General features: G+C 55.1%; 31 protein-coding genes and 2 pseudogenes. 15 read left to right on the top strand and 18 right to left on the bottom strand.

Annotation, left to right across the window (positions count from 1 at the left end; translation table 11 throughout):
* Positions 1-303: 303 nt before the first annotated feature.
* Both HFM78_RS10835 and HFM78_RS10830 read right to left on the bottom strand, forming a co-directional pair.
* Entirely contained in the window at positions 304-1170 is an 867-nt protein-coding gene (locus HFM78_RS10835) for a ferritin-like domain-containing protein (RefSeq protein WP_287129463.1), read from the bottom strand.
* A gap of 84 nt (positions 1171-1254) precedes the next feature.
* Positions 1255-1818 carry a Uma2 family endonuclease gene (locus HFM78_RS10830; protein ID WP_287129462.1) on the bottom strand — a complete coding sequence of 188 codons (564 nt, stop codon included), beginning with the start codon at positions 1816-1818 and terminating at the stop codon, positions 1255-1257.
* A 151-nt stretch (positions 1819-1969) separates the two neighbouring features.
* Between HFM78_RS10830 and HFM78_RS10825 the strand changes: the two genes are divergently transcribed.
* On the top strand, positions 1970-3169 hold the full coding sequence (locus HFM78_RS10825; protein WP_287129461.1) for a cation:proton antiporter: 1200 nt from the start codon (positions 1970-1972) through the stop codon (positions 3167-3169).
* Here the strand turns inward: HFM78_RS10825 and HFM78_RS10820 are convergent.
* Positions 3166-3651 (bottom strand): molybdenum cofactor biosynthesis protein B, encoded by a 486-nt coding sequence (locus tag HFM78_RS10820; protein ID WP_287129460.1) that lies wholly within the window; start codon positions 3649-3651, stop codon positions 3166-3168. The genes HFM78_RS10825 and HFM78_RS10820 overlap by 4 nt on opposite strands.
* Positions 3652-3743: 92 nt before the next feature.
* Between HFM78_RS10820 and HFM78_RS10815 the strand changes: the two genes are divergently transcribed.
* From HFM78_RS10815 to HFM78_RS10780, 8 genes are all read left to right on the top strand, one after another.
* A complete protein-coding gene (locus HFM78_RS10815) occupies positions 3744-3983 on the top strand; it encodes a hypothetical protein (protein WP_287129459.1) in 240 nt (79 codons plus the stop codon).
* 129 nt (positions 3984-4112) lie between these two features.
* A complete protein-coding gene (gene map, locus HFM78_RS10810; RefSeq protein ID WP_287129458.1) occupies positions 4113-4892 on the top strand; it encodes a type I methionyl aminopeptidase in 780 nt (259 codons plus the stop codon).
* 17 nt (positions 4893-4909) lie between these two features.
* Positions 4910-5131: a translation initiation factor IF-1 gene (gene infA, locus HFM78_RS10805; protein ID WP_287129457.1), complete on the top strand. Its 222-nt coding sequence runs from the start codon at positions 4910-4912 to the stop codon at positions 5129-5131.
* A 52-nt stretch (positions 5132-5183) separates the two neighbouring features.
* On the top strand, positions 5184-5507 hold the full coding sequence (mscL, locus tag HFM78_RS10800; protein WP_287129456.1) for a large conductance mechanosensitive channel protein MscL: 324 nt from the start codon (positions 5184-5186) through the stop codon (positions 5505-5507).
* 63 nt (positions 5508-5570) lie between these two features.
* Positions 5571-5978 carry a hypothetical protein gene (locus HFM78_RS10795; protein ID WP_287129455.1) on the top strand — a complete coding sequence of 136 codons (408 nt, stop codon included), beginning with the start codon at positions 5571-5573 and terminating at the stop codon, positions 5976-5978.
* A gap of 4 nt (positions 5979-5982) precedes the next feature.
* Positions 5983-7224 (top strand): glutamate-5-semialdehyde dehydrogenase, encoded by a 1242-nt coding sequence (locus tag HFM78_RS10790; protein ID WP_287129454.1) that lies wholly within the window; start codon positions 5983-5985, stop codon positions 7222-7224.
* Entirely contained in the window at positions 7221-7688 is a 468-nt protein-coding gene (gene folK, locus HFM78_RS10785; protein WP_287129453.1) for a 2-amino-4-hydroxy-6-hydroxymethyldihydropteridine diphosphokinase, read from the top strand. The genes HFM78_RS10790 and folK overlap by 4 nt, the downstream gene beginning before the upstream one ends.
* A 37-nt stretch (positions 7689-7725) precedes the next feature.
* Entirely contained in the window at positions 7726-8238 is a 513-nt protein-coding gene (locus HFM78_RS10780; RefSeq protein ID WP_287129452.1) for a methylated-DNA--[protein]-cysteine S-methyltransferase, read from the top strand.
* On the opposite strand, the gene metK is transcribed toward HFM78_RS10780, so the two are convergent.
* Complete coding sequence (gene metK, locus HFM78_RS10775; protein ID WP_287129451.1) at positions 8235-9467, bottom strand: methionine adenosyltransferase; 1233 nt, start codon at positions 9465-9467, stop codon at positions 8235-8237. The two genes, HFM78_RS10780 and metK, sit on opposite strands and share 4 nt — an antisense overlap.
* Positions 9468-9662: 195 nt before the next feature.
* On the opposite strand from metK, the gene aroQ reads away from it, so the two are divergent.
* On the top strand, positions 9663-10121 hold the full coding sequence (gene aroQ / locus HFM78_RS10770) for a type II 3-dehydroquinate dehydratase (RefSeq protein ID WP_396032927.1): 459 nt from the start codon (positions 9663-9665) through the stop codon (positions 10119-10121).
* Positions 10122-10240: 119 nt separating this feature from the next.
* On the top strand, positions 10241-10459 hold the full coding sequence (locus HFM78_RS10765; protein ID WP_287129449.1) for a hypothetical protein: 219 nt from the start codon (positions 10241-10243) through the stop codon (positions 10457-10459).
* A 317-nt stretch (positions 10460-10776) separates the two neighbouring features.
* Here HFM78_RS10765 and HFM78_RS10760 read toward each other — a convergent pair whose 3' ends face one another.
* The 8 genes from HFM78_RS10760 to btpA form a co-directional block, all read right to left on the bottom strand.
* Positions 10777-12957, bottom strand: a complete 2181-nt coding sequence (locus HFM78_RS10760; protein ID WP_287129448.1) for a bifunctional (p)ppGpp synthetase/guanosine-3',5'-bis(diphosphate) 3'-pyrophosphohydrolase — start codon at positions 12955-12957, stop codon at positions 10777-10779.
* Between the two features lie 38 nt (positions 12958-12995).
* On the bottom strand, positions 12996-13577 hold the full coding sequence (locus HFM78_RS10755) for a chorismate lyase (protein WP_287129447.1): 582 nt from the start codon (positions 13575-13577) through the stop codon (positions 12996-12998).
* A gap of 122 nt (positions 13578-13699) precedes the next feature.
* Complete coding sequence (locus HFM78_RS10750; RefSeq protein ID WP_287129446.1) at positions 13700-14530, bottom strand: cyanophycinase; 831 nt, start codon at positions 14528-14530, stop codon at positions 13700-13702.
* Positions 14531-14659: 129 nt separating this feature from the next.
* Positions 14660-15043, bottom strand: coding sequence for a Rid family detoxifying hydrolase (locus HFM78_RS10745; protein ID WP_287129445.1), 384 nt, complete (start codon positions 15041-15043; stop codon positions 14660-14662).
* Positions 15044-15086: 43 nt separating this feature from the next.
* The gene (locus HFM78_RS10740) at positions 15087-15587 is read right to left on the bottom strand and encodes a hypothetical protein (RefSeq protein ID WP_287129444.1); all 501 of its coding nucleotides are present in this window, start codon (positions 15585-15587) and stop codon (positions 15087-15089) included.
* A 47-nt stretch (positions 15588-15634) separates the two neighbouring features.
* Positions 15635-16537 (bottom strand): YsnF/AvaK domain-containing protein, encoded by a 903-nt coding sequence (locus HFM78_RS10735; RefSeq protein ID WP_287129443.1) that lies wholly within the window; start codon positions 16535-16537, stop codon positions 15635-15637.
* A 183-nt stretch (positions 16538-16720) separates the two neighbouring features.
* Positions 16721-17743: a TonB family protein gene (locus HFM78_RS10730; protein ID WP_396032931.1), complete on the bottom strand. Its 1023-nt coding sequence runs from the start codon at positions 17741-17743 to the stop codon at positions 16721-16723.
* Positions 17744-17804: 61 nt separating this feature from the next.
* Positions 17805-18641 (bottom strand): photosystem I biogenesis protein BtpA, encoded by an 837-nt coding sequence (gene btpA / locus HFM78_RS10725; RefSeq protein ID WP_287129441.1) that lies wholly within the window; start codon positions 18639-18641, stop codon positions 17805-17807.
* 51 nt (positions 18642-18692) lie between these two features.
* On the opposite strand from btpA, the gene yidD reads away from it, so the two are divergent.
* The gene (yidD, locus tag HFM78_RS10720) at positions 18693-18935 is read left to right on the top strand and encodes a membrane protein insertion efficiency factor YidD (RefSeq protein ID WP_287129440.1); all 243 of its coding nucleotides are present in this window, start codon (positions 18693-18695) and stop codon (positions 18933-18935) included.
* 33 nt (positions 18936-18968) lie between these two features.
* Here the strand turns inward: yidD and HFM78_RS10715 are convergent, their stop codons facing one another.
* Genes HFM78_RS10715 through HFM78_RS10705 form a run of 3 tightly spaced genes read right to left on the bottom strand, consistent with a single transcriptional unit; the run spans position 18969 to position 21047 of the window.
* Entirely contained in the window at positions 18969-19163 is a 195-nt protein-coding gene (locus tag HFM78_RS10715; RefSeq protein ID WP_287129439.1) for a hypothetical protein, read from the bottom strand.
* Positions 19164-19196: 33 nt separating this feature from the next.
* The gene (locus HFM78_RS10710; protein WP_287129438.1) at positions 19197-20123 is read right to left on the bottom strand and encodes an asparaginase; all 927 of its coding nucleotides are present in this window, start codon (positions 20121-20123) and stop codon (positions 19197-19199) included.
* 21 nt (positions 20124-20144) lie between these two features.
* Entirely contained in the window at positions 20145-21047 is a 903-nt protein-coding gene (locus HFM78_RS10705; protein ID WP_287129437.1) for a DMT family transporter, read from the bottom strand.
* 92 nt (positions 21048-21139) lie between these two features.
* Here HFM78_RS10705 and arsS point away from each other — a divergent pair, with 92 nt between their 5' ends.
* On the top strand, positions 21140-22180 hold the full coding sequence (gene arsS, locus HFM78_RS10700; protein ID WP_287129436.1) for an arsenosugar biosynthesis radical SAM (seleno)protein ArsS: 1041 nt from the start codon (positions 21140-21142) through the stop codon (positions 22178-22180).
* Positions 22181-22240: 60 nt separating this feature from the next.
* Here the strand turns inward: arsS and HFM78_RS16350 are convergent.
* The 3 genes and pseudogenes from HFM78_RS16350 to HFM78_RS16340 all read right to left on the bottom strand — a co-directional run.
* Positions 22241-22501: pseudogene (locus HFM78_RS16350) on the bottom strand (DUF5615 family PIN-like protein); the annotation flags it as partial.
* A 98-nt stretch (positions 22502-22599) separates the two neighbouring features.
* A complete protein-coding gene (locus HFM78_RS16345) occupies positions 22600-22728 on the bottom strand; it encodes a DUF433 domain-containing protein (RefSeq protein WP_396032935.1) in 129 nt (42 codons plus the stop codon).
* 67 nt (positions 22729-22795) lie between these two features.
* Positions 22796-22924 (bottom strand): annotated as a pseudogene (locus tag HFM78_RS16340) (hypothetical protein); the annotation flags it as partial.
* Positions 22925-23022: 98 nt separating this feature from the next.
* Here HFM78_RS16340 and HFM78_RS10695 point away from each other — a divergent pair.
* Both HFM78_RS10695 and HFM78_RS10690 read left to right on the top strand, forming a co-directional pair.
* Positions 23023-23466 carry a GNAT family N-acetyltransferase gene (locus HFM78_RS10695; RefSeq protein WP_287129435.1) on the top strand — a complete coding sequence of 148 codons (444 nt, stop codon included), beginning with the start codon at positions 23023-23025 and terminating at the stop codon, positions 23464-23466.
* The gene (locus HFM78_RS10690) at positions 23466-24188 is read left to right on the top strand and encodes a DUF429 domain-containing protein (protein WP_287129434.1); all 723 of its coding nucleotides are present in this window, start codon (positions 23466-23468) and stop codon (positions 24186-24188) included. Before HFM78_RS10695 ends, HFM78_RS10690 begins: the two co-directional genes overlap by 1 nt.
* Positions 24189-24254: the final 66 nt, after the last annotated feature.

Here is a 24254-nt window from a genome sequence, read left to right as displayed (position 1 = left end):
GCGAACTGCTCAGAGGTGGCGACTAACTTTGACTCAAGAACTAACATACTACTATTGTAGTTTATTTAAGCTGAAAGTTGTCGCTTAGATATCCTATTCACCTGTGGCTGATACGGCTGATATGCCCATCGCTGAAGCTAGGGGTTTTACGCCGCTCTCGATAAAAAGGGCACACTGCGGCGTGCCCCTATGTTCATCGGTTATGCCCATGTCCGTCTCGTATCCATCCGACCTTTATTTGCATGGCATGAACGACGGCGACCACGGGTGTAATCTTAGGCATTGTCCCAGATAACAACAAGCTCAAGTGGTAGGCTGGGGAGCCTTAGCTGGAATCCGGCTGCCCATCAGAACTGGGATGTAGCGTTGTATGAAGCTAACCGGGTCTGACTCCAGGAAGTAGCGGGCGGTCCCGAGTCGGGCCTGATTGAGGTCCGGTAAGATCCGGGGCAACTGCTCCAAGAAGTAACCGGGCCGCTCCCACAAGGGCAGGGTACTAGTAATCTCGGTGAGGTGTTGCAGACGGCGCAACTCGGCCCCCACGGTGATGTCAAGTCCTGCTTCAAAAGCGGCTTGCTCGACGGTGCTGTAGGTGCATTTGGCTTCCTCGACCCGGCGGGCGTGGTCGGGGCTGAGTTTGGCCTGTTGCGCCAACCAACGGGTTCCCCAGCGGACGTGACCAGCTTCTTCGGGGAAGATCTGACCGAGGACACGGGCAACTTCTTTATTTTCGGGCGTCTGGGGCGCGTTTTTGAGAGCGGCGAGGTGGGCAGCAAAAATGTTACAACCGCGCTTCTCAGTGACGTTGATGGCAGCTAGGACATTGATGATATCGGGCTGGGCGAGTTCAGGTAAGAGCTTTTCGTACTCATCAATGTAGGAGGGACCGAGGGGCGTGCCGAGGTGGGCATCCAGGTCATAGAGGAGGTCGGTCAACCACATGGCGTGACGGGCTTCATCGTTGATATGGCGCGCGAGGTCCCGGACTAATTCACGGGGTTGACCATCTAGCTGCTCGATGAGGTCCGTCAGATCCTTACAACTGCGCTGCTCTGAATACCGATAGCGGTTGAGGGTGAGATTCTGGATAGCTGGGTCCAGAACGACCAGATTCATCATGTCACGGGCAGTGAACTGGCCCCGCAGCTTCTTCGGATATGTTACGGTCATGGCACGCTAAACGACACGCTCTCCCCATGTTAATAGGTCGTAACGTTTTGTTGCATCCCGTAATAAAATTCTCAGTGTTTGGGTCTAGGTAAAAAGGGAAGTGGCGAGACAGGTGAAACCGGGCAGGAGCGGGCTCGTGAGGGTGTCTCCGGTAAGCAGGGTACCCGCTAAAACTAGAACTGCTTGTTCGCGCCGATAAATTTCAACGCGCTGCAAACGCCAATCCGCCAGCCAATACTCCTGGACTCCCCGCACTGAATAGAGCTTAAGTTTCGTCACCCGGTCACGACGCTCGTGTTCTACTCCCAAGGAAAGCACCTCGACGACGAGTTCTGGGGCTGCGGTGAGATGACCGGAGGTATCTAGGACTAGGGCTAAGCGTGCTTGACTAGCCCAGACCACATCGGGGATAACCGCATCGGTATCAGAAAAAATCACACCAGGGTTGATGGTAGTCCGTCCTAACCCGGTCTCTTTTGACCAAGCGCGTAACGCTGCGCCAACACTAAGACAAGCCTCTTGATGGTCCCAGTGGGGTGCTCTCGTCATGAATAACTCCCCATCAATAATTTCGTACCGTGTCCCGTTGTCAGGCAACAGTTCCAGGTCAGCCGTAGTCCAGCAAACGCTATTCATTTGGGTGGTCATGGCTTAGAATCCCTGGGTACGCTGTCTTACTATTCTTACTCATCAAACTTCCTCACCCACTGCCGATATAATGACCTGAAAGCTCTCGGTGTGGTGGAGTCTGTCAGGTTCCTCAAGGAATCTACCGGGACGAATCAGGGAGGTTCAAGCCATGCATTTCCTCGCCGCCGGACCCGTAGGCGAAGTAATACCGGGCTTACTCAGTCTCGGACAACTCCTCGCCAGCTTGGTGATTATCTATATCGCAAGCAAAGTCGGGGGTGAGTTAGCTCTCCGGCTGAAACAACCTACTGTTTTAGGAGAGTTGGTGGCGGGATTGGCGGTGGGGGTTTCGGGGTTGCGATGGATTGACCCCAGTCAGCCAGTGCTCCTGTTGTTGGCGCAAGTGGGGGTCACGCTACTCCTATTTGAGATTGGTCTAGAGTCGGACCTGCGCGGCCTATTAAAAGTAGGTAAGCAATCCTTGGCAGTCGGGTTAGTGGGGATGGTGGTGCCCTTTGGCTTGGGGTATCTCGTAATGCAATCCGTGGGAACGACCTCCCTAGTAGCGATTTTTGTCGGCGCAGCGATGACAGCGACCAGTATTGGCATTACCGCTAAAGTCCTATCTGATTTGGGCTATCTCACGCGGGATGAGGGCAAGATTATCCTGGGCGCGGCGGTCCTTGATGACATTCTGGGCGTGGTTGTGTTGTCGGTAGTAAGCAGTATCGCAGGCGGCGCAAGTTTAGAACTGGGCAGTGTCCTGTGGATTGTCGGCACCTCCCTGGGCTTCTTAATTGGGGCGATCGTCCTCGGGAACTTGGCGTTGCCGCTCTTTTTGCGAGTGGTTCTAATCCTCAGAACCAGAGGTGAACTGTTGACTGCTGCCTTAATTTTTGCCTTTGCCCTGGCCTATCTCGCGGAACAACTGGGTTCAGCCGCCATCATTGGGGCTTTTGCGGCGGGGTTGGTCCTGGCGGAGTCAGACCGTCGCCACGATATCGAGAAGCAACTGCGGCCTGTCACCGATTTCTTTTTGCCTATCTTCTTTATTACGGTGGGGGCGGGGGTGGACTTGGCTTTGTTGCAGAATCCCCAGGCTCTAGGACTGGCCCTAGCCCTAACCGTGGCGGCGGTAGTCGGTAAACTTTTCTGTGGTTATGCAGCAGTGGGGACCCGGGCTAACCGTCTGGCGATTGGGGCGGGGATGGTGCCTCGGGGAGAGGTGGGACTAGTTTTTGCCAGTGTCGGCCTGACCTCGGGGGTCCTCAATGGCGTGAATCATACCGCCCTCATCATCATGGTCCTGTTGACCACCTTCCTAGGACCCCTGCTCCTGAACTGGATTTTAAAAAAAGAGCCCGCCTAATGCCCTGCCCCACTTCCTAACCGTACTAAATGGACCAACTCCGGTAAGATTAACCGCTCCATCGCCAGCGTGACTGCTTTAGTTGAGCCGGGGAGGGCAAAAACGACTGTAGTCTCCATCATCCCCGCCAGTGCCCGTGAAGCTAAGGCTTTGGTGCCGACCTGTTCCCACGAGAGTAAACGGAAGAGTTCACCGAAGCCCGGTAGCGGTTTGGTCAAACGGGTCTGGAGGACCTCGGGGGTAATGTCGCGGGGGCTGACCCCAGTTCCCCCAGTAATCAGGATGGCCTGGATGGTAGGTTGAACTCGCCAACGGTCCAACCAGTCCGCGAGTTGAGCAGATTCGTCGGGGATCACTTGGTAGGCGATGATCTGATGTCCGGCTTGCTGGAGCAATTGTTGAATGATCTGTCCGCTGACATCCTCGGCTTGGGTACGGGTATCACTGAGGGTCAAGACAGCACAGGCTACGAATTCGGGCATTAGCATCCCTCGCAAGATGTAAAGAAAGGTTACACGGGTCCCACTTCCCTGTAAGATGCTAACTGGATATGCCCAAATATTGAGGAGAGAACATGCAATCCTTCAAGCAAGTTGGAATGGCCTTGGGCCTGGCTACTTTGCTCGTCGGTCTCGCCGCTTGTGGCGGAAGTACCGAAAAAACCGAAACGACCACCGAATCCACCACTACGACAGCCCCTGCTGAAACCACCACTGAATCCGGTGCCATGAAAGAGGGCGGCGAGATGAAAGAAGAGGGTGCGATGAAGGAAGAGACCACGACCACCACGACCACTGAAGAGACCAAGCCCTAGGGCAAAGGTACGTTCATCGCTAAGAGCAGGGCTGACCTGCTCTTTTTGTATTTAGGCTGCAGGGTCCAGACTCAGGCAACAAGGCAGATGCGTTAGAGTGAACTGAGTAGATCTGGTAACTGAGGAGCAATGGCCCTACGCAGTATGATGATTGGGATTCGGTCCGAAAAAGAAATTGAGAAGATGCGTCGGGCGGGTCAAATTGTGGGGACCGTGCTCAAAGAAATCATGGAACTCGCCAAACCGGGCATGACCACCGCTGACCTAGATGCCTACGCTGAGCAGCGTTGCCGCGATTTTAATGTCATTCCGGCGTTTAAGGGTTACGGAGGATTCCCGGCCTGTCTCTGTACCAGTGTCAATAATGAAGTGGTCCACGGTATCCCGAGCCCGACCAAAGTCCTCAAACCGGGGGATGTGGTCAAAGTAGATTTTGGGGTGATTTACCAAGGTTGGCACGGGGACTCCTGTGTGACCATCGGCCTCGAACCCCTCACCGACCAAGCCCGTCACCTGATTGCTGTCGCCGAACAGGGCCTCTACGCCGGGATTGCCCAAGTCAAGCATGGGGTGTTGTTACAAGATATCTCCGGGGCGATCCAGGACTTTGTTGAGTCCCATAAATTCTCGGTCGTCCGTCAGTTCGTCGGTCATGGCGTGGGTCGTAAACTTCATGAAGACCCCCAAGTCCCCAATTACCGGACCAAAGAACTACCTAATCCCCGCCTTAAAGCAGGGATGACTCTAGCGATTGAACCGATGGTTAATGTCGGCTCCTTTGCCACGCGGTTGCTGGCGGATAAATGGACGGTGGTGACGGTAGATGGCAGTCTCTCGGCCCAGTTTGAACATACGGTTTTAGTGACTCGGGATGGTTACGAGTTGATGACCGACCGTAGTACCCTGTAGCTTTGAGGTAATTTTGCGTGTCCAAAGAAGACCTGATTGAGATGGAAGGAATCGTCAAGGACTCGTTGCCCAACGCCATGTTCCGGGTAGAGCTTGACAATGGGTTTGTGGTGCTGAGCCACTTGGCGGGTAAATTGAAAAAAAATTACATCAAAGTCCTCCCCGGCGACCGCGTCAAGGTGGAACTGACCCCCTATGACTTGACTAAGGGCCGGATTACCTTCCGATTGCGTAAGTAATCCGTTTTTAGGCACGGGGCGGTAGTATGTTCAGTATTTGCCGGAGGCGACTGTGCTGAACGAATTTAAGAGTTTCCTGACGCAGTCCAATGCGCTGGCTCTGGCGGTGGGCGTAATTATCGGGGCTGCTACCGGGAAGGTAGTCTCAGCCGTGGTGGATGACCTATTGATGCCGATTATCGGGATGCTCCTACCCGCCGGGGACTGGCGTGAGGCCAAGATTGTACTGAAGACGGCTACTGATGCCACCGGGAAAGTCACGGAAAACGCAATTGCCTACGGGCACTTGATAGGAACTTTCTTGGATTTCATTTTGATTGCCTTGGTGGTTTTCTGGATTACCAGGGCATTTCTGAAAGATGCGCCCACGAGTTGAGGGGCTAAATGATTGTGCTAGACCACGTTTGCTAAGATTTGGGTACAGCTTGAGTCTCAGCCCATGAAGCCAGAGAAAATTGATTTGGAGGAGCACTACCCCTGTCCTCGTTGTAAGCGGGGGCAACTCAAGGCAATTGTGCTGACGGAAGCCTTTGGCTGTGACCGCTGTAACCAGATCTTCGGTCTCGCGGAGGAGAGCTATACCCTCGAACAACTCTCCACTAGCTACCCCTACAAGAAGGCTTGGCAGTGGAGCGGGACCGTCTGGCGGGATGATAGCCGGGGCATTGATAGTACCTATTTACCCGCCGCGATTTTGGTGGTGATCTTGCCGTTGCTACTATTGTGGCTACCGACGGTGATGGATTTTCCCCGCACGCCCTCCATGGTGTTGTGGTCGCTGTTGACCGCGCTCCTGTTGGTGATCCCCGCCTTGATGTTTTGGCTCTCTCTGCGTCAGCGACGTTAACTCTATGCACAACCTCGACACCCTCGGACAGACCGCGCTTACGGCCTGTCAAGAATTAGCTCTCCTCCCCACCCAGACCAAAAACCAAGCCCTCCGCGCCATGGCCCTTGCCCTGCGCGAACGAAAACAAGACCTCTTGAGTGCCAACACCCTCGATTTAGAGACGGGCCGCGAGATGGGCCTCACCGAGAGCCTGCTGGACCGCCTCAAACTCAATCCCCACCGGGTTGAGGCGATGGCGACGGGACTCGAAGAGATTGCGCGGCTCCCGGACCCGGTGGGCACGGTGGTACGGGGTTGGCGGCACGACAATGGAATTGAGATTCGTCAAGTACGGGTTCCGCTGGGGTTAATTGGCGTAATCTACGAGGCGCGGCCCAATGTCACCGCCGACGCGATTGGGCTTTGTCTCAAATCTGGCAATGGGGTCATGCTCAAGGGTGGCAAAGAAGCCGAGCACTCCAACCAAGCAATTAGCCAACTCCTACAACAGGCGGCCTACGCCCAGGGCATCCCCACTGGCTGTATCCAGCAGGTCCCCGGCACGGACCGGGCCATCGTCGAGCAACTCATTACCTTACGTCACTTGGCCTTAGTCATCCCTAGGGGCGGTGCGGGGCTGATTAAGTTTGTCACTGAAAATAGCACAGTGCCAGTCCTAGAGACTGGGGTAGGTAACTGTCACATCTATATTGCGGCTAGTGCGGACCCCGACCAAGCCCAAAAAATCGTGCTGAATGCCAAAGTTCAACGTCCCTCCGTCTGCAATGCCTGTGAAAAAGTCCTCATCCACCAAAGCGCGGTCGCCCAACTACCAGCCCTAGTCCAAGTCCTACAACAGAGCGGAGTCCAGGTCAGGGGCTGCGAACGGACAGTCGCCTTGGTCCCCAGCGTCATCCCCGCCACTGCGGCTGATTGGGACACAGAGTATCTGGACTTAATCCTTGCCATCAAAATAGTGGACTCTACCCCAGTGGCGATTGACTGGATTAATCGTTACGGCACCCAGCATTCTGAGGCGATTTTGACGGGTTCCTATGGGGAGGCGCAACTCTTCACGCAACGGGTGGATGCAGCCTGTGTCTATGTGAATGCCTCGACCCGGTTCACTGATGGCTTTGAGTTCGGGTTCGGAGCAGAAATCGGTATCTCCACCCAAAAACTCCACGCCCGGGGTCCGGTGGGACTTCCAGAATTAACCACCACGAAGTACATCCTCCAGGGGAACGGTCAGATTCGTCCGTGAGGGCGGCGATTGGGCTAGGTTCTAACCAAGGGGATAGTCTGAAGATCTTGAGCGGCGCACTGCACCGTCTGAATCCGGTTGCCCGGTCGGACCTGTATCAGAGTACAGCTTGGGGTCCGCCCCAGCCAGACTACTACAATCTTGTGGCGATTATTGAAACCCCCCTCGCCCCGGAACTACTCCTAGATGAACTCCTGACGATTGAGCGACAGTGGGGACGGGTGCGGAGACAACGCTGGGGACCACGGACCTTAGACCTAGACATCTTGCTATACGAGGAGATAATTCTCACGACCCCCCGGCTAATGGTGCCCCATCCCCATCTGCTAGAGCGCAATTTTGCCTTGCTTCCTTTGGCAAAACTGGCTCCCCACTGGTTACATCCGGTGGCTCAGCAATCCCTGGCAGTCCTCGCCGCAAGGTTAAATCGGGAGGGTTTGGTGTGTTTGGGGCCGCAGTGGTAGTGGGGTCTTTACGTAACAGGCGGGCTATTCTTTCTATATGAAAAACCAAACTGTTTATTACACCACGGCGGATTGTGCTTTGGGCCGAATTTTGGTGGCGGGGACTACAGAGGGCATCCGTGCCGTGAGTCTGGGTGAGACTGATGCCGTTCTCGAAACCGTCTTAGATGCTTATCCTAATCGGCAACGGAACCTAGCCCATCTCGGTCCTTGGCTGGTGGCCCTCCAGGATTATTTAGCGGGCACTAGGACCGAGTTGGCTTTACCCCTAGATAGCCCAGGGACCGCATTCCAGCACCGGGTCTGGCAACAGTTGCAAGCCATTCCCTACGGGAATACCCTGACCTACCAACAAGTCGCCCGAGCCATAGACCAACCCCAAGCGGTGCGGGCGGTGGCAGGGGCCTGTGCGACGAATGCCGTTTCGCTGGTTATCCCCTGTCATCGGGTGGTGCGGAGTGATGGCGGTCTCGGCGGCTACCGTTGGGGCTTGACGCGAAAACAAGCTCTCCTTAACCAGGAGTCAGCTAGCTTGCGAAAAACTGGTTAACAGCACTCATCACGGAGCAACTCGGCTTTGTCGGTACGCTCCCAGGGTAGGTCGAGGTCCGGGCGGCCCAAATGTCCATAGGCCGCCGTGTTTTGATAAAAACGACCCCCACGCAACTTAGGCAAGTTGAGTAAATTGAAGTCCCGCAGGATGGCAGCGGGTCGTAGATCAAAGTGTTGTTTGACCAAGAGTTCTAGGCGTTCCTCGTCCACGGTTGCAGTGCCGAAGGTCTCGACCATGATACTGACCGGATGGGCTTTACCGATGGCGTAGGCCACTTGGACTTCACAGCGTTGGGCCAAGCCCGCCTTGACGATATTTTTCGCCACATAACGGCAGGCATAGGCGGCTGAGCGGTCCACCTTAGTCGGGTCCTTACCCGAGAAAGCTCCACCACCATGACGGGCATAGCCCCCATAGGTATCCACAATAATCTTGCGCCCAGTCAAGCCCGCATCCCCTTGAGGACCCCCAATTACAAACTTGCCGGTCGGGTTGACCAAGAACTTATCGGCGGTGGGTTGCAGGGTCAAGTCAACTAACGCCGGTTGGACCACCATTTCCCACAAGTCCGCCCGGATCTGTTTTTGGACCGCTTTTTCGTCGGTAATCGCTCCGATGGTGGCGGTGTGTTGGGTGGAGATGAGTAGTGTATCGAGGGCCAGGGGCTGGCGGTCTTCATAGAGGACGGTCACCTGGGTTTTACCATCGGGGCGGAGGTAGGTGAGGGTGCCGTCTTTGCGGACTTTGGCGAGTTGACGGGCCAGACGGTGCGCGATGGAGATGGGTAGGGGCATCATCTCCGGGGTCTCATTACAGGCAAACCCAAACATCAAACCCTGGTCCCCGGCCCCCACTTGGTCGAGTTGGTCGCCTTGACCCGTTCTAGCTTCCAAAGCCGCATCTACGCCTTGGGCAATATCTGGAGATTGGCGGCCTAGGGCAATCATCACCGCACAACTGTCGGCAGAGAAGCCGTTCTCAGCATGGACATAGCCGATATCGCGGATCTTGGCGCGGATAAGTTGGCTGTAATCCACTTGAGCATGGGTGGTTACCTCCCCGGTCAATAGCACTAGCCCCGTACTCACTGCTGTCTCCGCCGCGACGCGTGATTGGGGGTCATGAGACAGGAGCGCGTCAAGGATGGTATCGGAAATTTGGTCACAGATTTTATCAGGATGTCCTTCGGTGACGGACTCCGACGTAAACAAGTATTGACGTGGCAAGGGGCTTCCTCCAGTAATAGAGACTCATCTTCCGGGTTAATCCCCGAAAAGGGCACCAAAACTTCACTTGAAGTGGGTTGCCGGACGTATTCCTACGCCACTCTGGATGAATCTGAGATTTAACAGAGCCTATCAGTCCCATTTACCGCTGTCAAGATTAGGTTCAAGCCCCGGTATCCTAAGACTGTACTAACGATGCCTATCATGCAGGTCCTTGTCCTCCACGGTCCCAACCTCAATCTATTGGGCCAGCGCGAACCGGAAGTCTACGGGTCTACGACCCTGGCGCAGATCAACGCCCTACTGGAAACTGAAGCGGCCCAACTCAGCGTCAAGATAGTTTGTTACCAGTCCAACCACGAGGGCGAACTCATCACCGCGATCCATCAAGCGATGGGCGTGTTTGCGGGTATCCTCATTAACCCAGCGGCTTACACCCATACCAGCTTGGCGATCCGGGATGCCCTGAGTGGCGTAGGTATTCCCACCGTAGAAGTCCACCTCTCAAACATCTACCGACGCGAGAGCTTCCGGCACCATTCCCATATTGCTGGCATTGCTGTCGGTCAGGTCGCAGGCTTCGGGGCCAACAGTTACCGCTTGGGCCTACAGGCCTTGGTGGAACACTTGCAGACCTTAACGCCTCCGCAATAAGAGTGAAGTACAGAAGGGGATTCACACTGTACCGTGTAGTTAAGCCTGAAAAGTTAGGCGATATCTTACTCTACCGTAGGTTTCGTAACCTTGGTTCCGCTGAGGGTAAATATTTCTCCATGACCGTCAAAGGCGCTGCCTCCTATGCTAAACAAGCCTATTATGGATTCGGTGACCCTCCCTACACGCTCGTTAAAACAAAAATCTCAAACAGCTTATTGCGTAAGCTTGATATGATTTTTGTAGACAGGGGTATTCCAGCTATTGTCGTGCCAGATAGCAACCTACTCAGCTTGGTGCCCCAGGTTCTAAACTTTCTGCCGCTACCAAGTAGATGAATGTACCAGCCAGACGCAATCATAGAAGTTAGATTTAGAACCGCTAGGGCGGGCGGTAAGCAAAAACCTATCCGGGGCGATTTCTATAGTTGCCCACTTGTTGTAGGTCCTATGATGTTCGACTGTAGACTAATCCTATCTGGCAAATTAATAGATTTTGGTGAGACGTATAAAATACCTATTAAACTCTTAAACCCGCAAGCTGCATTGCCATACTTGCTTAAAGGCAAGCCAATTAAGCTATGGGAGGGGAAAGACATAGCTGACGGCAAAATTATAGAGTTATCTCACTCGGAGTTCTCGGGTAATTCGAGAAACTAAGCCGACTTCCCTTGGCGGGCTTGGTGACGACGGACTCCGACCACATCGGCAATCTTGAGCATTTGGTGGGTGACGTGTTCCAATTGGTCTTTGTTGGCGATTTCGATACAGAGGTCAATTACAGCCGTTTGGTCGGCAAAGGTCTTGACCGAGGCGTTACGAACATTGATCCGGTCAGAGGCCAAGCGGTCCAGGACATCCTTCATTACGCCCACCCGGTCAATGACTTCGACTTGGATCTCAATCGGATAGGTGGGGGGCCGGAGCTTGCCGTTGGGATTCCAGCGGATCGGGATCAGTTGGTCGGGGTTGACCTTATACACATTGTCACAGTCTTGCCGGTGGATGCTAATCCCTCGGTTGTCGGCTCCCCGGGTGACGACCCCGATAATCCCGTCCCCTGGTAGGGGTGTACAGCATTTACACAGGTGATAGGGCAGGCCCTCAATCCCAACGACGGGTTCGGTGTGGTTGACTTCGCTAGGCAGGTTAGGGATGAGTTTTTGTTGTTCGCGGGCACGTTCTTGGAGTTTGTTGAGGATGGCTGAAGCCGTAATCTCGCCATACCCCAGGGCGGCAAGGGTATCTTCAACCGTAGTGTAGTTGAGGCGTTGGGCGATTTTAACCATGGTCTCGGAGCGCAGGATCTGGTCGAGATTGGCGCGGCCCAACTCTCGTTCGAGGATCTGACGGCCCCGGATGATATTCTCATCGCGGCGTTCTTTTTTGTACCACTGGCGGATGCGGTTTTTGGCGGCACTGCTCACCACAAAACTCAGCCAGTCTAGGTTGGGGTGAGCGTTTTTAGCCGTCAGGATCTCAATGATGTCCCCGTTATGTAACGTGGATTCTAGGGCGACGAGCCGGCCGTTAATCCTGGCCCCGATACAGTGATTGCCAATCTCCGTGTGAATCCGGTAGGCAAAGTCCACAGGCGTCGCGCCCCGGGGTAATTCTAAGACATCACCCTTAGGCGTAAAAACATAGACCTCGGACTCGAAGAGGTCTTCTTTGAGCGATTGGAGGTATTCTTGACCATCCTGGAGGTCTTTTTGCCAGTCCAGTAGGAGCCTGAGCCAAGTGAACTTTTGGTCTTTGTCAGATAGGGCGACGGAACCGACTTCTTTATATTTCCAGTGGGCTGCTACTCCCAGTTCAGCGACTTTGTGCATGACCTGGGTGCGGATCTGGACTTCCACGGGAGTTTTAGTGGGACCGAGGACTGCTGTGTGTAAGGACTGATAGCCGTTGGGTTTGGGGAGGCCCACATAGTCTTTGAAGCGACCGGGAATCAGCCGGAAACGTTCGTGGACGACCCCAAGGACCCGGTAACAATCGTTGATATTGTCGTCATGGACGATGACGCGCACCGCCGAGATATCGTAAATCTCGTGGAATTCTTTACCCTGGCGTTGCATCTTCTGGTAGATGCCCCAGAGGTGTTTGGGTCGCCCCGTTACCTCAGCCCCTACGCTGATACGGAGGAATTCTTCTTTGAAAACATGCACCATTTCGCGGATCATCTCTTCACGTTCGGTGCGTTTCTGGACGACTAAGGCCCGCATTTGTTGATATTCCTGGGGCATCAAGTATTTGAAAGACAGATCCTCTAATTCCCACTTGAACTGCCAAATCCCCAAGCGATTAGCAAGGGGCGCGAAAATATCCATCGTCTCGCGCCCGATACGCTCTTGCTGTTCAGTCGATAAGTGTTCGAGGGTCCGCATATTGTGCAGGCGGTCCGCAAGTTTGACGACAATTACCCGGATATCTTGCGCCATCGCCAGGAACATCCGGCGGAAATTCTCCGCCTGCTGTTCTTTTTTACTGAAAAAGCTGAACTTAGAGAGCTTCGTGACCCCCTCAACGAGTTGGCGGACTTCCGCCCCGAACTGTTGCTCTAGTTCCTCAGCCGTGACTTCAGTATCTTCTAATAAGTCGTGCAAAAAACCCGCTGCCACCATCGCTGGATCCGAACCCAATTCCTTCAGTAAGGTCGCCACCTGGACTGGATGAATAATGTAGGGTTCACCAGACTTGCGAAACTGTCCCCGGTGCAGGGCTTCGGCATACAAAAAAGCTCGACTGACGAGCCCTGCCGGTTTCTCGCGCAAACTCACGCTCAACCATTCTGGGAGGGTGTAGTTAGTTGCGGCAGCAAGGGCGGCTGGGGTCATGGGTACCTACTTCCATGGGGTGTTGCGATTGTAACGTATCAACCCATTTTTGCGGGCTCACCGAGGTAATGATTCAATCGAGGGGAGAAGACTTCATAGATCAAGGTCAGGGGTTGGCCTTGGCTCCAGAGGAGATAATAGCGGCCCCATAGTTGACCCGGGACGCCAAAAGCGTGGGTAAGGGCCGGTTCTTCACCGCAGACGAGCCCCCGGATATCCCGGAAATGTTCGGTACGTTTAACTGCCAGACTCTTCCAAATCGGTAGGCTGCGGTCCTCTAGGTAGCGGTCCACCGACTGTATGCCCCACCAGGAAACCGCGTAGGCCAGCCGTTCTCCCCCAGCCATCAACCAGACCTGACGGCGCAAACGTGGACCGGGAACCGCGCTCACTTCAGGGGGAGCCTGGTCATCCTCCGTCGTAGCCTCCATGGCTACTACATCCACCGTGACCTCAGCCCCAGTTAAGAGTTGTAAATGGCGCGTTACGGCTCCGTCCCCCAGCAACAACATCTGCCAGGGTCCAGTCAACTGTGATAGCCCGGTACGGATCTGTTCGGGGGTGGCTTGCCAGTGATGACTGAGACGATACCAGGGAATCGGCTTTACATTTTGCAACATATATTTATTGTGTCATAGCTAAGGACTAGATTAATGCATCATAAGCAGCTAGCAGCGTAGGTCGGCATCCATAACAGAACAGTAAATTAGTTTGTATAAAGAGTCTTTGCCCGCACACCCATCTAGCGCAGGACCTGACGTTTACCAATGTGATAACGGGCTTGATGGACCAGAATATGTACTTTGAGGTCACAGACACTCAGGGGAGCCTCTTCGCTGAGGTAGAGAGCATTACTGTAGGTGAGGTGACTGCCATCTACAATCGTGACCGCGCCCTCACCCACCACCTCAAATAAACCCTCAGCCCCCAACAAAACCGCTGTATTCTCGTCAATCCCCATGCCCAAGTAGGTAGGATGAGCCGCCACCGCCGCGATCAGACGAGCCAAGCGATTGCGGTTAAAAAAATGCTGGTCAATGATGAGCGAGGGCAGTAACCCCATTCCCGTCGCGAGCTCAACAATACTGCGGCTGGGTGACTCGCCACTGGTTCCCCAAGCAATCATGCAACTGCCCAAGGCCGACGCCCCAGCACTGGTCCCCGCAATCAAGAGACGGTGCTCTTCCCACAACTGCCGCAGCACGCGACTGAACCGGGTATGCGCCAGGATCGTCGTCAGCCGGACTTGGTCGCCCCCGGTCAAAAATACACAGGTCGCCTGCTTGAGCCGCCATTCCATCTCTGGTAGGTCCGCCTGGGCGCGGGTCGTCAGGTCTAATACCACAACGGACTGGGCACCCATCTCAATAAAAAGCTGCTCATAGACCGCCCCCAATAGCTCCGGTTCCGCCGAGGCTGTCGGGACAATGAGGATACGAGCCTTAAGCCCCCCCGCCGCCTGGAAGACCTTGGCAAGGATGAGCTTATCGTTCTCTTTGTCCTCGGCACCGCCGATGATGATGACGTTGACGGGAGGCTGGATCGGCATGGTTAGGTTTGAGCCTTCGGGCATGACCAGCCCACCGGGAGGCCACGGGCGTGAACTAAGCAGGGTCTTACCTCAACACGGGGTTGATCTTAACATGATGCGGCATAAAGCCCCCTCCTGCCCGGTCTATAGGGAATTGGCAGAGCTAATCAGCTAAACCCGGCCTGTATAGGCAATTGCTTCTACTTCCACCGCAACACCCCGAGGCAGAGCTGCCACCTGGACACAGGCGCGAGCCGGACGGTCGGTAGCAAAGACTTGGGCATAAACTTCATTGAATTGAGCAAAATCGGCAAGGTCTGTGAGGTAGACCGTTACCTTGACCACTTGGGTCAGGTCGGCTCCACACTCAGCAAGGACAGCTTGCAAATTGGCAAAAACCTGGGGGGCCTGAATGGTAATCGGTCCGGTCAAGACTAAGCCTGTCGTGGGGACCATCGGGATCTGACCACTCGTATAGACCCAATCCCCCACCCTTACGCCTTGGGCGTAGGGTCCCTGGTTACCAATCCCCTGTATCCGTTCAATCTGACTCATCATGACTCCCTCACAAAAAGGCCCCGGTCAGGGCCTCTTTATTTTAGGAGCGGGGATGGTTGCGGAGGGTCGTGCCGCCGAGGTGTTCTAAGATGTCGAGGGCTTCTTTGTGACGAGAGCCGGGGTTACTGATGGTCAATAGGACCCCGCCCGCATTGAGACTAGCCCTAAACATCGCCACTTCGCCTTCGTCGTAGCCCGCATTGACCAAAACATCCAATAGGCTATCGGTTTTGAGACGGTCACCATCGAAAGACCGGGCCAGACCATCCACTAAGCCTGCCCCCGCATCGTTAGCCCCTGAGACCACCGTCCCGCGTCCCCCCGTCCGGGCAATGAAATTCCCTTGAGCAGTAGGGTCTGCCATGGCGATCCCCACTTGGGTACGCTCAAAAGAGAGATTTCTTAGCTGGTCATAGGCGGCTTGGGCCTGGGCTTGGTCCGGGAAAACTGCTGCTGCGATATCCCGTTGCAACAATGGCGGCTGGGCACGGTCGCGGGTCGCGCTGTAGAGCGAGGGTTGGTCGGGGTGATTGGGGTTCATGGGTGGCTCCAGGGTGGGGTAAGTGGCCCCCGCAGGGGCCAGACTAGCTAGGGGCGCACGGTGGGATCGGTGGAGCGGCGGTCGCGCATATCCACTTCGCCTTCGGTCTCGATACGGATTTCTTCGCGGCGCACAGTGTCCTGGACAGTTTCTTGTTCCTGGACTTCGCGTTTGCCCACCATGACTTCTTCAGTCACAACGGCCCGCTTCTCCACCCGGATTTGGTCTTCGCTGAGGGGGATGCGGATCTCTTCAGCGTTGTTAAAGTCAGCGGTGGTGGACTCGACCCGGTTCACTGGATGGCGTTCAATCACCAACTCCTCGTGGGTTACGGGTACTTCAATGGTCTTGTTCTCGGTAATCACTTCCTTACGGATGCGGACTTCGCCGCTCTCCACCCGCTCTAGGCGGACATTCAGTTCTTCTTGGCGCAGTTGAATCCGTTCGCGGTCATCGGTGGTCGTGGTCGTTGGTTTGGGGGCAGCCATGGGCGCAGAAGGAGTATCAATGGTCACCGTGCCTAGGTCCGCCCCGTGCTTTTCAAGAATGCCCAAGACTTGCATTCCTTGGGTTACGCCATTGACCACAACCAACACATTGTTACCGTGCAATCTACCCTCAAAGTAACGTGCTTCATCTTCATTCAACCCAGAGCTAACCAACGAATCATAAAAGCGGTTCCCGGTGTCGCTGTCATGGGTGAAAAAGTTAACAATGCTCCCCAAGATCCCGCCGCTGGTACTACTACCCATCGTGGCGGTGGCTTTAGTCCCGGTGTTGTCAATTAGCCGTTGTTGCTCGGAACGGTCACGCATGGCAACTTGGATCTGACTCAGCGAAAACCCGGCGGCTTGAAGATCATGGATGGCGGACTCAGCCTGCATGGAGTCTGAAAAAAGTCCAGCTACCGTACTGCGCTCGGTACGTATGGGATTGGGATTGCTATTCATGGTGTCTCCTTACCCGATGTAGAATAGGAGTAAAAAGACTCTTCTTCCACCCAGGTTATTTGGTAATGACTGGGAACGTCAGAACAACGCTCTTCACTCATGCTGACACCGACGAGGCTCAAGTCACTCTACCCAAAGACAGTTTAGGGGTGCTTAAAAATCGTCTTTAGACTGATGTTAATCTCAGTGGATCGGCGTAACGGTCTGCGGCTGTTTTAGTTTAGCTTGTTGGTATTTCTGAGCGAGCTTACCCGAGAGGGTTTGACCAAGGGGTTTACGGTTGGCACACCGACGATAGAGGCTGTTGTGCTTTGCCTCATCTACTTGCCAATTGGGTTCTCCTTTTACGAGTTTGAGCAAAAACTGGAGTCGGGGCTTTTCAGGGGGCCGTGCTTGAGCCAAAGCCTGTTCCCAACGAGCGATAGCTTCCGGGACTTGACCCAATTCGTAACGGATTTTCCCTTCGAGGTCTAGGTAATCTGCTGCGTAGATGGCTTGTTCATCCGGGCTTTGCCAAGGTGCCCGCTGGGTTAGTAATTTCAGAGCTTCATCGAGTTTCCCTGTCATAAAGAGGGCTTGGCTACGGTAGAGCCTAATCCTGCGGTTGGGATAAAGACCTTCGAGTAGGGAGCCTGTGCTGAGTATTTGTTCCCATTGTCCAGCCTTAACTTGAGAGGTCAAGAGGTTCAGGGCTGAAGCATCATCCGGCTGGGTTGCGTAGGTAATGAGTGCTTCACGGGCTGACTTCTCGACATCCTGAGTACACTGCTTCTCGGCTAAGGCTAGCTTCTCTGTTTGTCTATTTAGCTGTTCATCTCTTGTGTCGTTAGGATCGATATACTTAGCAGAGTCAATTAGAATATTTAACTTAATCATAATTTCAACGTTCGTTATACCTGGAGGAAGGGGTGCGAAGGGTGCGGCTTGTCGAACTGCTGCAAGGGTAGCTTGATCCATCCCGGCAACGGTTGAGGGCTTTTGTATGTATACAGCAGCCAGCTTACCGGAGGGCTCAATATACAAAGCTAAAATAGTTTCGCTCTCATTCTGGGGAGACCCGAATTCACGGAAATAAGGACGAGGCGGACTCAAGAAGGTATCAACTCGTTTTTTTACATCCTCCAACCAGGTCTGGAAGGTGAGTTGAGCTAGAACTGGCGGGGCTAAACTGATTAAAAGTATGCAAAGCCAAAATTTTTGAAACATCGGGATTCAACTTAGGATTCTCCAATAATAAACCCGGTAGGGGCGGGTTTGAAACTCGGCCCTACTCTGATGGGAGGGATTCCACGGCCTCAGGATGTAGTACGTGCTGGGCGGTCTCAACAAAACGTTGGACGCGAATCGGGTCAATGGCTTGTTGGGGCTGACCGTGGCGTTTGAGGGCACTGGCGACAATCACACCATCACACCAGGGCAACAGTTGCCCGATATTCTCTGGAGTTGCTCCCGAACCAATGAATACGGGTACACCGGGCGCAATTTTATGAATTGCTTGCAGGTCGCTCACCGCCGGGGGATGACCCGTCATGGGACCGGAGAGGATAATGCCATCGGCGAGTCCCCGTTCAATTGTCTCTTGGGCCTGTTGGACCAAGCCCACCGGGGCGAGGGGCATCCCATGCTTGACATACACATCCGCCAGGATTTTCACATCACAACCGAGATGACGGCGGTAGCGCAGCAGTTCGTGGGCACAGCCCTCAATCAACCCTTGGTCCGTCACCGTCACCCCCGTCAACACATTCACCCGGATAAAAGCCGCCTCCGTACAACAGGCAATCGCCATCGCACTGTAGGCATCATTACGCAGGACATTGATGCCAATCGGTAAATGGGTCAGTTGACGGACCCGACGCACCGCCAGACTCATCGCACTCACCACCGCCGGGTCCACTTGCCCCTTAGTGAAAGGTGCATCGTTGAAATTCTCCAGAATAATCCCGTCCGCGCCCCCGGTCGCCAGAGCCGTCGCCTCCTGCTCCGCCCGCGCTAAAACCTGGGTCAAGGAGCCGCCCCACCGGGGCGAGCCGGGGAGGGGCAACAGATGGACCACCCCAATCACCGGGGCGGGTTTCGTAAAAACTTGAGCCAGCCAATTCACAGGGTCACTCGATACACTGAAGTAAGTCCCGGCGATAAGTTTACCACCGCTGTGCCAAAATCCCCGCTCGTCTCGCTCATCCGGCTCTACCAAAAAGGGATTTCGCCCCTCTTGGGTCCGCACTGCCGATTTTATCCCACCTGCTCTCAATACACTCTAGAGGCCATTGAGCGACATGGTGCGCTACGCGGGACTTGGCTCGGGGCCAGCCGGATTTGCCGCTGTCATCCTTTGCATCCCGGCGGTGTAGACCCAGTGCCAACTAAGTTTCAGTGGTTCGGGGCTAATCAGTAGTCACTGTTTCTGAAAGCAGCTTACTCAGGCATTTCAAGTAAAGATTGATGGGGTGTAACCTTCATGCACAATCACGGGAACCCGCCCGTTCGGGTTGACCTTGAGGAAGTCTGGCTGCTGGGTGTCGCCGGCCTGGATGTCGAGCTTCACGCGCTCACACGGGATGCCAAGCACCGCTTCAGTGACGCTCGCGGTAGACCTAGGAGCGTAATAAAACACGAGACCCATCGCTCTCTCCTTAAAAGGTGTTGCTTCTCTCTATTAAATAATTTCTAGATCCCCTAATAATTCCAATCGTTTGTAGGGTTCCACAGTGGTGAAACGGTCCCAGAGGGTCTGGGCGGCACTGGGATCGAGCCAGCCCAACTGCCGTAATAGGTGGATGACCACCGGATACTTAGCCCGCTCGGCGCCATCGGTGACTTTGACGGCGAGTCCCATGCCCCGTCCGGCGATACACTGGACCCCCTCCGCCCCGCCTTTACTGACGAGATCCTGGGTCATCTCCATCAACAAGGTATCGAAACGGTCCACCCCCGCTACTCGTCCGGGATGATTGGTCATGGCGCGGGCGATTGCTTCCATCTGGGCATACTCTCCACCGGAGAGACGGGCATAGAGGCGGGCCAATTGGCTGAGCGGGACTTGATAGGTCGGTGCCCCGCAGTCGTCACGGGCGACAATCAGTTCCGCCATCGGGAGACCCAGCAACTCACTCAGAAGTTTGCCGATAAATTGTTGTAGAGGATGGCGGGGGTTAGTGTATTCCGGCAAGGGCCAGCCCTGGGCTTGACAGGCCAAGAGCATCCCGGCGTGTTTCCCCGAACAGTTGTGGGCCAAGACGGAATTTGTCCCCGCTGGGACCGGACAAGCGAGGTTACTCGCGTCTAGATCGGCTTGCCAGAGTAAGTTAAAAACCTCACGGCAGTGCTGGATATCTCCGTTATGGGAACTACATAGGGTCGCCAGTCCCGGCTCCGCCAGTTGGACCCCGGCCCGTAATACCGCCAATGCCTGAAAAGGCTTGAGCGCGGAGCGGGCAAAAACCGGGAGGTTCGCGTCTCCCGCCTGCGCTAAGACGCGGCCTCGGGTATCGGTCACCACCACATGGACTTGATGGACTGACTCGACTAGACCCTCGCGCAACAGTTGAACAAAAACGGGCTGGCTTGTTTTATATCTCTCCATGAATTAACCCTAACAGATCCCTTACTCAGGGCTAGACTCCACTTGACCCGGACTACTGAGGACCAGTCCCACAACGACCACCACCGCCGCCAAACCCCGTTCTAAGCTAAGCACCTCATCGCCACCGAGACCCGCCAAACCCAGCGTGACCACCGGAATCAGATAACCGGGTAGGGTCGCCGCACTGAGGCTGATCCGACTGAGGGCATAAAAATAAGCAGTATAGGCCAAGGCCGAGGCGAAGACCGCTAGATATAGTAACGCCAACCAGCCCCCCAGGGAGAGCGTCAAGGGGACCGGATTAAGGAGCCATTCCCCCAGAGCCAAGGGAACTAGCAGTAAATCGCCAATCAAGAAGCTATAACCGACATTTAATAGAGGCGATAACTGCGCTGAACTCTGTTTACCAGCCAGTCCCGCCGCCACACTACAGAGCATCGCTAGCACCATCAACCCATCCCCCACCGGGTTCGAGAGGCCCAGGTTACTACCCGACCCGACGAGCCAGAGCGTCCCCACCGTCGCGACGACAATCCCCAACCACTGACGGCCCCCCAGGGTCTCGTGGAGGAACCACCACGCTGCGAGTAAGGTTCCTACCGGAATTAGACCGATGACCACACTGGCATTCCCCGAGGAGGTCAGTTGGAGCGCGTAGTTCTCAAAGGTGAAACATAGCGTCACTGCTAGTAAGCCGTAGAGAGCTAGGCCCTTGACTTGTGCCCAATTGGGAATCACGAGCTTACGCTCCTGGACAAAAGCAAGAACTAGCAGGAGGACCGAGGCAATACTGAAGCGCAACCACGCCGCGACTAGAGGAGTCACTTCACTCACCAAGCGTTGCGTCGCCAAAAAAGAACCGCCCCAGACCAAGACAGCCAGCCAGAGGGCAACCCAGCCCACCCAGCCCAGTCCTTGCTTCATGACTGCTTCCCCATCCAGACTTCACCCTAGCCCGTCGTCTCTTGTAATTGCCCCATTAGGATAGGGAAGAACTGCGCCTGACCCGAAATCCGATGCTGCCAACCTCTCTTCTCCGGCGTGGCTCGCCCCTGAGCGGACCCCAACACCAACTAGCCCTACTCAATAGTCTGATTCTCCCCCAGGGTAATTTTGCGGAGACTCTGGGACAGCCCTTGACCCCGGCGCGGTTGGAAATCTTCCAGATCAATATCGGTAAGCTCTGTAATATGACCTGTCGCCATTGCCATGTGGACAGTGCCCCGGATCGGCTGGTCGAGAATATGGACCGCGCCACCGTAGACCTCTGTTTGGAAGCCCTAGACCAGACCACCGCCCACACCGTAGACATCACGGGCGGTGCCCCGGAGATGAACCCCAATTTCCGCTATCTGGTGGACCAGTGCGTGCAACGGGGGAAACAGGTGATTGACCGCTGTAACCTGACGATCTTGCTAGCTCCGCACTATGAGGACCTGCCGGAGTGGTTTGCGGCGCGGGGGGTGGAAGTGGTTTGTTCACTACCCCACTATCAAGAGCGCGAGACCGATAGTCAGCGCGGCGATGGGACCTACAACAAATCCATCACGGCCCTCCAACGGCTGAATAGCGCGGGTTACGGTCAAGGCGATCCCCAGCGCCGGCTGACTCTGATGGCGAACCCGACGGGGACGGGTCTGAGTGGTAGCCAAGCTTGTATGGAGAAGGAATGGCAAGCGGCCCTCCTCAATAATTACGGGGTGACATTTGACCGTCTGATTGCCCTCAACAATATGCCGATTAGCCGTCACTTGGAATGGTTGGCACAAGCGGGTCATTTGCAGCAGTACATGGAGTTACTTGTTAACCGTTTCAACCCCGCCACGGTCAGTGGTCTGATGTGCCGTAATACCCTCTCCATCAGTTGGGACGGGCGGGTTTTCGATTGTGATTTCAACCAAATGCTAGATCTAGAGACCCAGGGCCAGGGAGCCGAAGGCCTCCACCTCCGCGACTTCAACCCCCGTCTCCTCGCCGACCGTCAAATCCGCACCGACCGCCACTGTTTTGGCTGTACTGCTGGGAGCGGGAGTTCCTGCGGCGGGGCGATTAAGTAGAGAGACTTTCCTAGTTCTCTATCTTCAAAATTGCTGATGCGCTCCCCTTATCCCTACGCCTCAGTCCTCCTGTTGGTAGCGTGTGCGTTCCCGTTGTACTATCCACAACTTGCCCGTAATATCTTCTCGCTCCAATCCGCCAATCAGTGTTTGAATAGTAGCAAACAAATCCTCTGGCGAAACTCTTGCCGGAAGCCTCAGCACAGCAATACCACTATATTCAGCCGGATTGAATTGCAGCGGATTACTGAAATCTAAATCGAGCGTGACCAAACAACGCGCTTCTACAGGGCAAATCGCAATCAAATTTGGATCGGCGGTAGACGCTAATCCCTATTCGGTAACGGTTGCCACATCATGCCCTGCCTGTCGTAGCAAATCTGAGCCGCGCTGTCCTAGATTTTCGTCAAGTTTCAGCCTCACAAGGGTTTCTCCAACGGAATGTCAAGGTACCGTTCGCGAGACGTTTCAGCACTATAGGCAAGGCAGGCATAAATATCTGCTGGTTCCAGTTGGGGATAGTCTTCTAGCAAGTCTGGAATGCTCATACCACTAGTTATATAGATTTTCCGCCTAGGACTGGGTTTCAGAGCTTGGACTTGATAAATAAATTACCTACCTGCTTAAATCCGCCAATTGGGGCGAGCCGCCGTAGAAACCACCCTTGCCGGGACCGAGGAAAACCATGGCTCCGGCGGTTCCGTGGTCGGTCCCCCGCGAACCGTTCTCGCTGGGTCGGCGCCCAAATTTGCCCGTCGAAAGAAATGCGCTCGCTCAGTGGTTGCGTTCATGGGGCGTCTGTGGCACTATCTCCTAGGACGTAGACGCGGTCAGGGAGTTCAATGGGTGCGGGCTTGAGGCTGAACTGGACTTGGGGCCTAGACTCAGGCGGGATAGCCTTGACCATCCGCACCGCTGTTTTTGTGATTGAGCAGCAAGTCCCCCCCGAGCTTGAACTAGACGCGCAGGACACCCAGGCGTGGCACCTTGTCGCTCACCTTGGTCAGGAACCCGTGGGGACGCTCCGGGTTTTTCGAGATGAACAGGGGCAATGGACGATTGGGCGGATGGCGGTTCAAGCGGGTCTTCGGGGACGGGGGTACGGACGACAGTTGATGATTGCCGCCCTAGATTACGCTCGGGAACTGAACGCCTCGACCGTCACCCTCCACGCCCAAGTGCAAGCCATCCCGTTTTACGAGAAACTAGGGTTCCATGCTCACGGGGAGGTTTTCCTGGACGCTGACATCCCCCACCGCCACATGACCACGACCCTAGGACCCTGATGCTCTTTTTAGGCATTGATTTTGGTTGGCGCACGGGGTTGAGCGGGTTAGCGGCTCTGCATTGGGACGACACGAAGCTTACCTTAGTGGAAATGAGACGACTCTTGAGTCTGCCGGAGATCCTGGATTGGGTGGATAGTCTCGCGGGTCAAGGTCCGGCCCTCGTCTCCGTAGACGCGCCCACCCTCATCCCCAACCTGACCGGAACGCGGGTCCCCGACAAACTCACCCACCAGTATTTCGGCAAGTACCATGCCGGGTGTTACCCCGCCAATCAAGGCCGTCCTTTTGCCGAACGGACGGTACTCCTCGGTCAGCAACTCGCAGCTCGTGGTTTTGCCCACGCCGACACCATCGCCCCCCAGCAACCGGGCCGCTATCAAATCGAGTGCTTCCCCCATCCCGCCATCGTCAACCTTTTTGATCTACCGCTCATCCTCAAGTACAAAAAAGGCCCCTTGGCCCAACGCCGTACCGCCTTGGCCCACTACCGTGGACTGCTCCTCCAAGCGTTACCCCAGCACATCCCGACCCTGACCCTAGAAGACCTCCCGCCGATTCCCACTACCGGGACGTTACTCAAAGCCCTAGAGGATGAGTTAGATGCGCTCATCTGTGCCTACGTGGGAGCTCATTGGTGGTACTGGGGTGCAGAGCGTAATCAGGTTCTAGGCAGTCAAGCCGAGGGCTACATCGTTGTTCCCAACCGGAGAACTATATAACTTTTGAGCTTGGCAATCATTGGCGATGCAGGACTGAAAGATAACCGGAAGTTCGATGCTGAGGTG

It is taken from the genome of Candidatus Cyanaurora vandensis (assembly GCF_013285555.1).
Taxonomy (GTDB): Bacteria; Cyanobacteriota; Cyanobacteriia; order Gloeobacterales; family Anthocerotibacteraceae; genus Cyanaurora; species Cyanaurora vandensis.
This window is presented reverse-complemented; position numbering and strand designations above follow the sequence as displayed.

Bases quoted from the DNA above. Each gene is read 5' to 3' on its own strand.
- HFM78_RS10835 (WP_287129463.1), bottom strand. From the start codon at position 1,170: ATGACCGTAACATATCCGAAGAAGCTGCGGGGCCAGTTCACTGCCCGT.
- HFM78_RS10830 (WP_287129462.1), bottom strand. From the start codon at position 1,818: ATGACCACCCAAATGAATAGCGTTTGCTGGACTACGGCTGACCTGGAA.
- HFM78_RS10825 (WP_287129461.1), top strand. From the start codon at position 1,970: ATGCATTTCCTCGCCGCCGGACCCGTAGGCGAAGTAATACCGGGCTTA.
- HFM78_RS10820 (WP_287129460.1), bottom strand. From the start codon at position 3,651: ATGCCCGAATTCGTAGCCTGTGCTGTCTTGACCCTCAGTGATACCCGT.
- HFM78_RS10815 (WP_287129459.1), top strand. From the start codon at position 3,744: ATGCAATCCTTCAAGCAAGTTGGAATGGCCTTGGGCCTGGCTACTTTG.
- map (WP_287129458.1), top strand. From the start codon at position 4,113: ATGGCCCTACGCAGTATGATGATTGGGATTCGGTCCGAAAAAGAAATT.
- HFM78_RS10795 (WP_287129455.1), top strand. From the start codon at position 5,571: ATGAAGCCAGAGAAAATTGATTTGGAGGAGCACTACCCCTGTCCTCGT.
- HFM78_RS10790 (WP_287129454.1), top strand. From the start codon at position 5,983: ATGCACAACCTCGACACCCTCGGACAGACCGCGCTTACGGCCTGTCAA.
- HFM78_RS10780 (WP_287129452.1), top strand. From the start codon at position 7,726: ATGAAAAACCAAACTGTTTATTACACCACGGCGGATTGTGCTTTGGGC.
- aroQ (WP_396032927.1), top strand. From the start codon at position 9,663: ATGCCTATCATGCAGGTCCTTGTCCTCCACGGTCCCAACCTCAATCTA.
- HFM78_RS10765 (WP_287129449.1), top strand. From the start codon at position 10,241: ATGACCGTCAAAGGCGCTGCCTCCTATGCTAAACAAGCCTATTATGGA.
- HFM78_RS10760 (WP_287129448.1), bottom strand. From the start codon at position 12,957: ATGACCCCAGCCGCCCTTGCTGCCGCAACTAACTACACCCTCCCAGAA.
- HFM78_RS10755 (WP_287129447.1), bottom strand. From the start codon at position 13,577: ATGTTGCAAAATGTAAAGCCGATTCCCTGGTATCGTCTCAGTCATCAC.
- HFM78_RS10750 (WP_287129446.1), bottom strand. From the start codon at position 14,530: ATGCCCGAAGGCTCAAACCTAACCATGCCGATCCAGCCTCCCGTCAAC.
- HFM78_RS10745 (WP_287129445.1), bottom strand. From the start codon at position 15,043: ATGAGTCAGATTGAACGGATACAGGGGATTGGTAACCAGGGACCCTAC.
- HFM78_RS10740 (WP_287129444.1), bottom strand. From the start codon at position 15,587: ATGAACCCCAATCACCCCGACCAACCCTCGCTCTACAGCGCGACCCGC.
- HFM78_RS10735 (WP_287129443.1), bottom strand. From the start codon at position 16,537: ATGAATAGCAATCCCAATCCCATACGTACCGAGCGCAGTACGGTAGCT.
- HFM78_RS10730 (WP_396032931.1), bottom strand. From the start codon at position 17,743: ATGTTTCAAAAATTTTGGCTTTGCATACTTTTAATCAGTTTAGCCCCG.
- HFM78_RS10715 (WP_287129439.1), bottom strand. From the start codon at position 19,163: ATGGGTCTCGTGTTTTATTACGCTCCTAGGTCTACCGCGAGCGTCACT.
- HFM78_RS10710 (WP_287129438.1), bottom strand. From the start codon at position 20,123: ATGGAGAGATATAAAACAAGCCAGCCCGTTTTTGTTCAACTGTTGCGC.
- HFM78_RS10705 (WP_287129437.1), bottom strand. From the start codon at position 21,047: ATGAAGCAAGGACTGGGCTGGGTGGGCTGGGTTGCCCTCTGGCTGGCT.
- arsS (WP_287129436.1), top strand. From the start codon at position 21,140: ATGCTGCCAACCTCTCTTCTCCGGCGTGGCTCGCCCCTGAGCGGACCC.
- HFM78_RS16345 (WP_396032935.1), bottom strand. From the start codon at position 22,728: ATGAGCATTCCAGACTTGCTAGAAGACTATCCCCAACTGGAACCAGCA.
- HFM78_RS10695 (WP_287129435.1), top strand. From the start codon at position 23,023: ATGGGTGCGGGCTTGAGGCTGAACTGGACTTGGGGCCTAGACTCAGGC.
- HFM78_RS10690 (WP_287129434.1), top strand. From the start codon at position 23,466: ATGCTCTTTTTAGGCATTGATTTTGGTTGGCGCACGGGGTTGAGCGGG.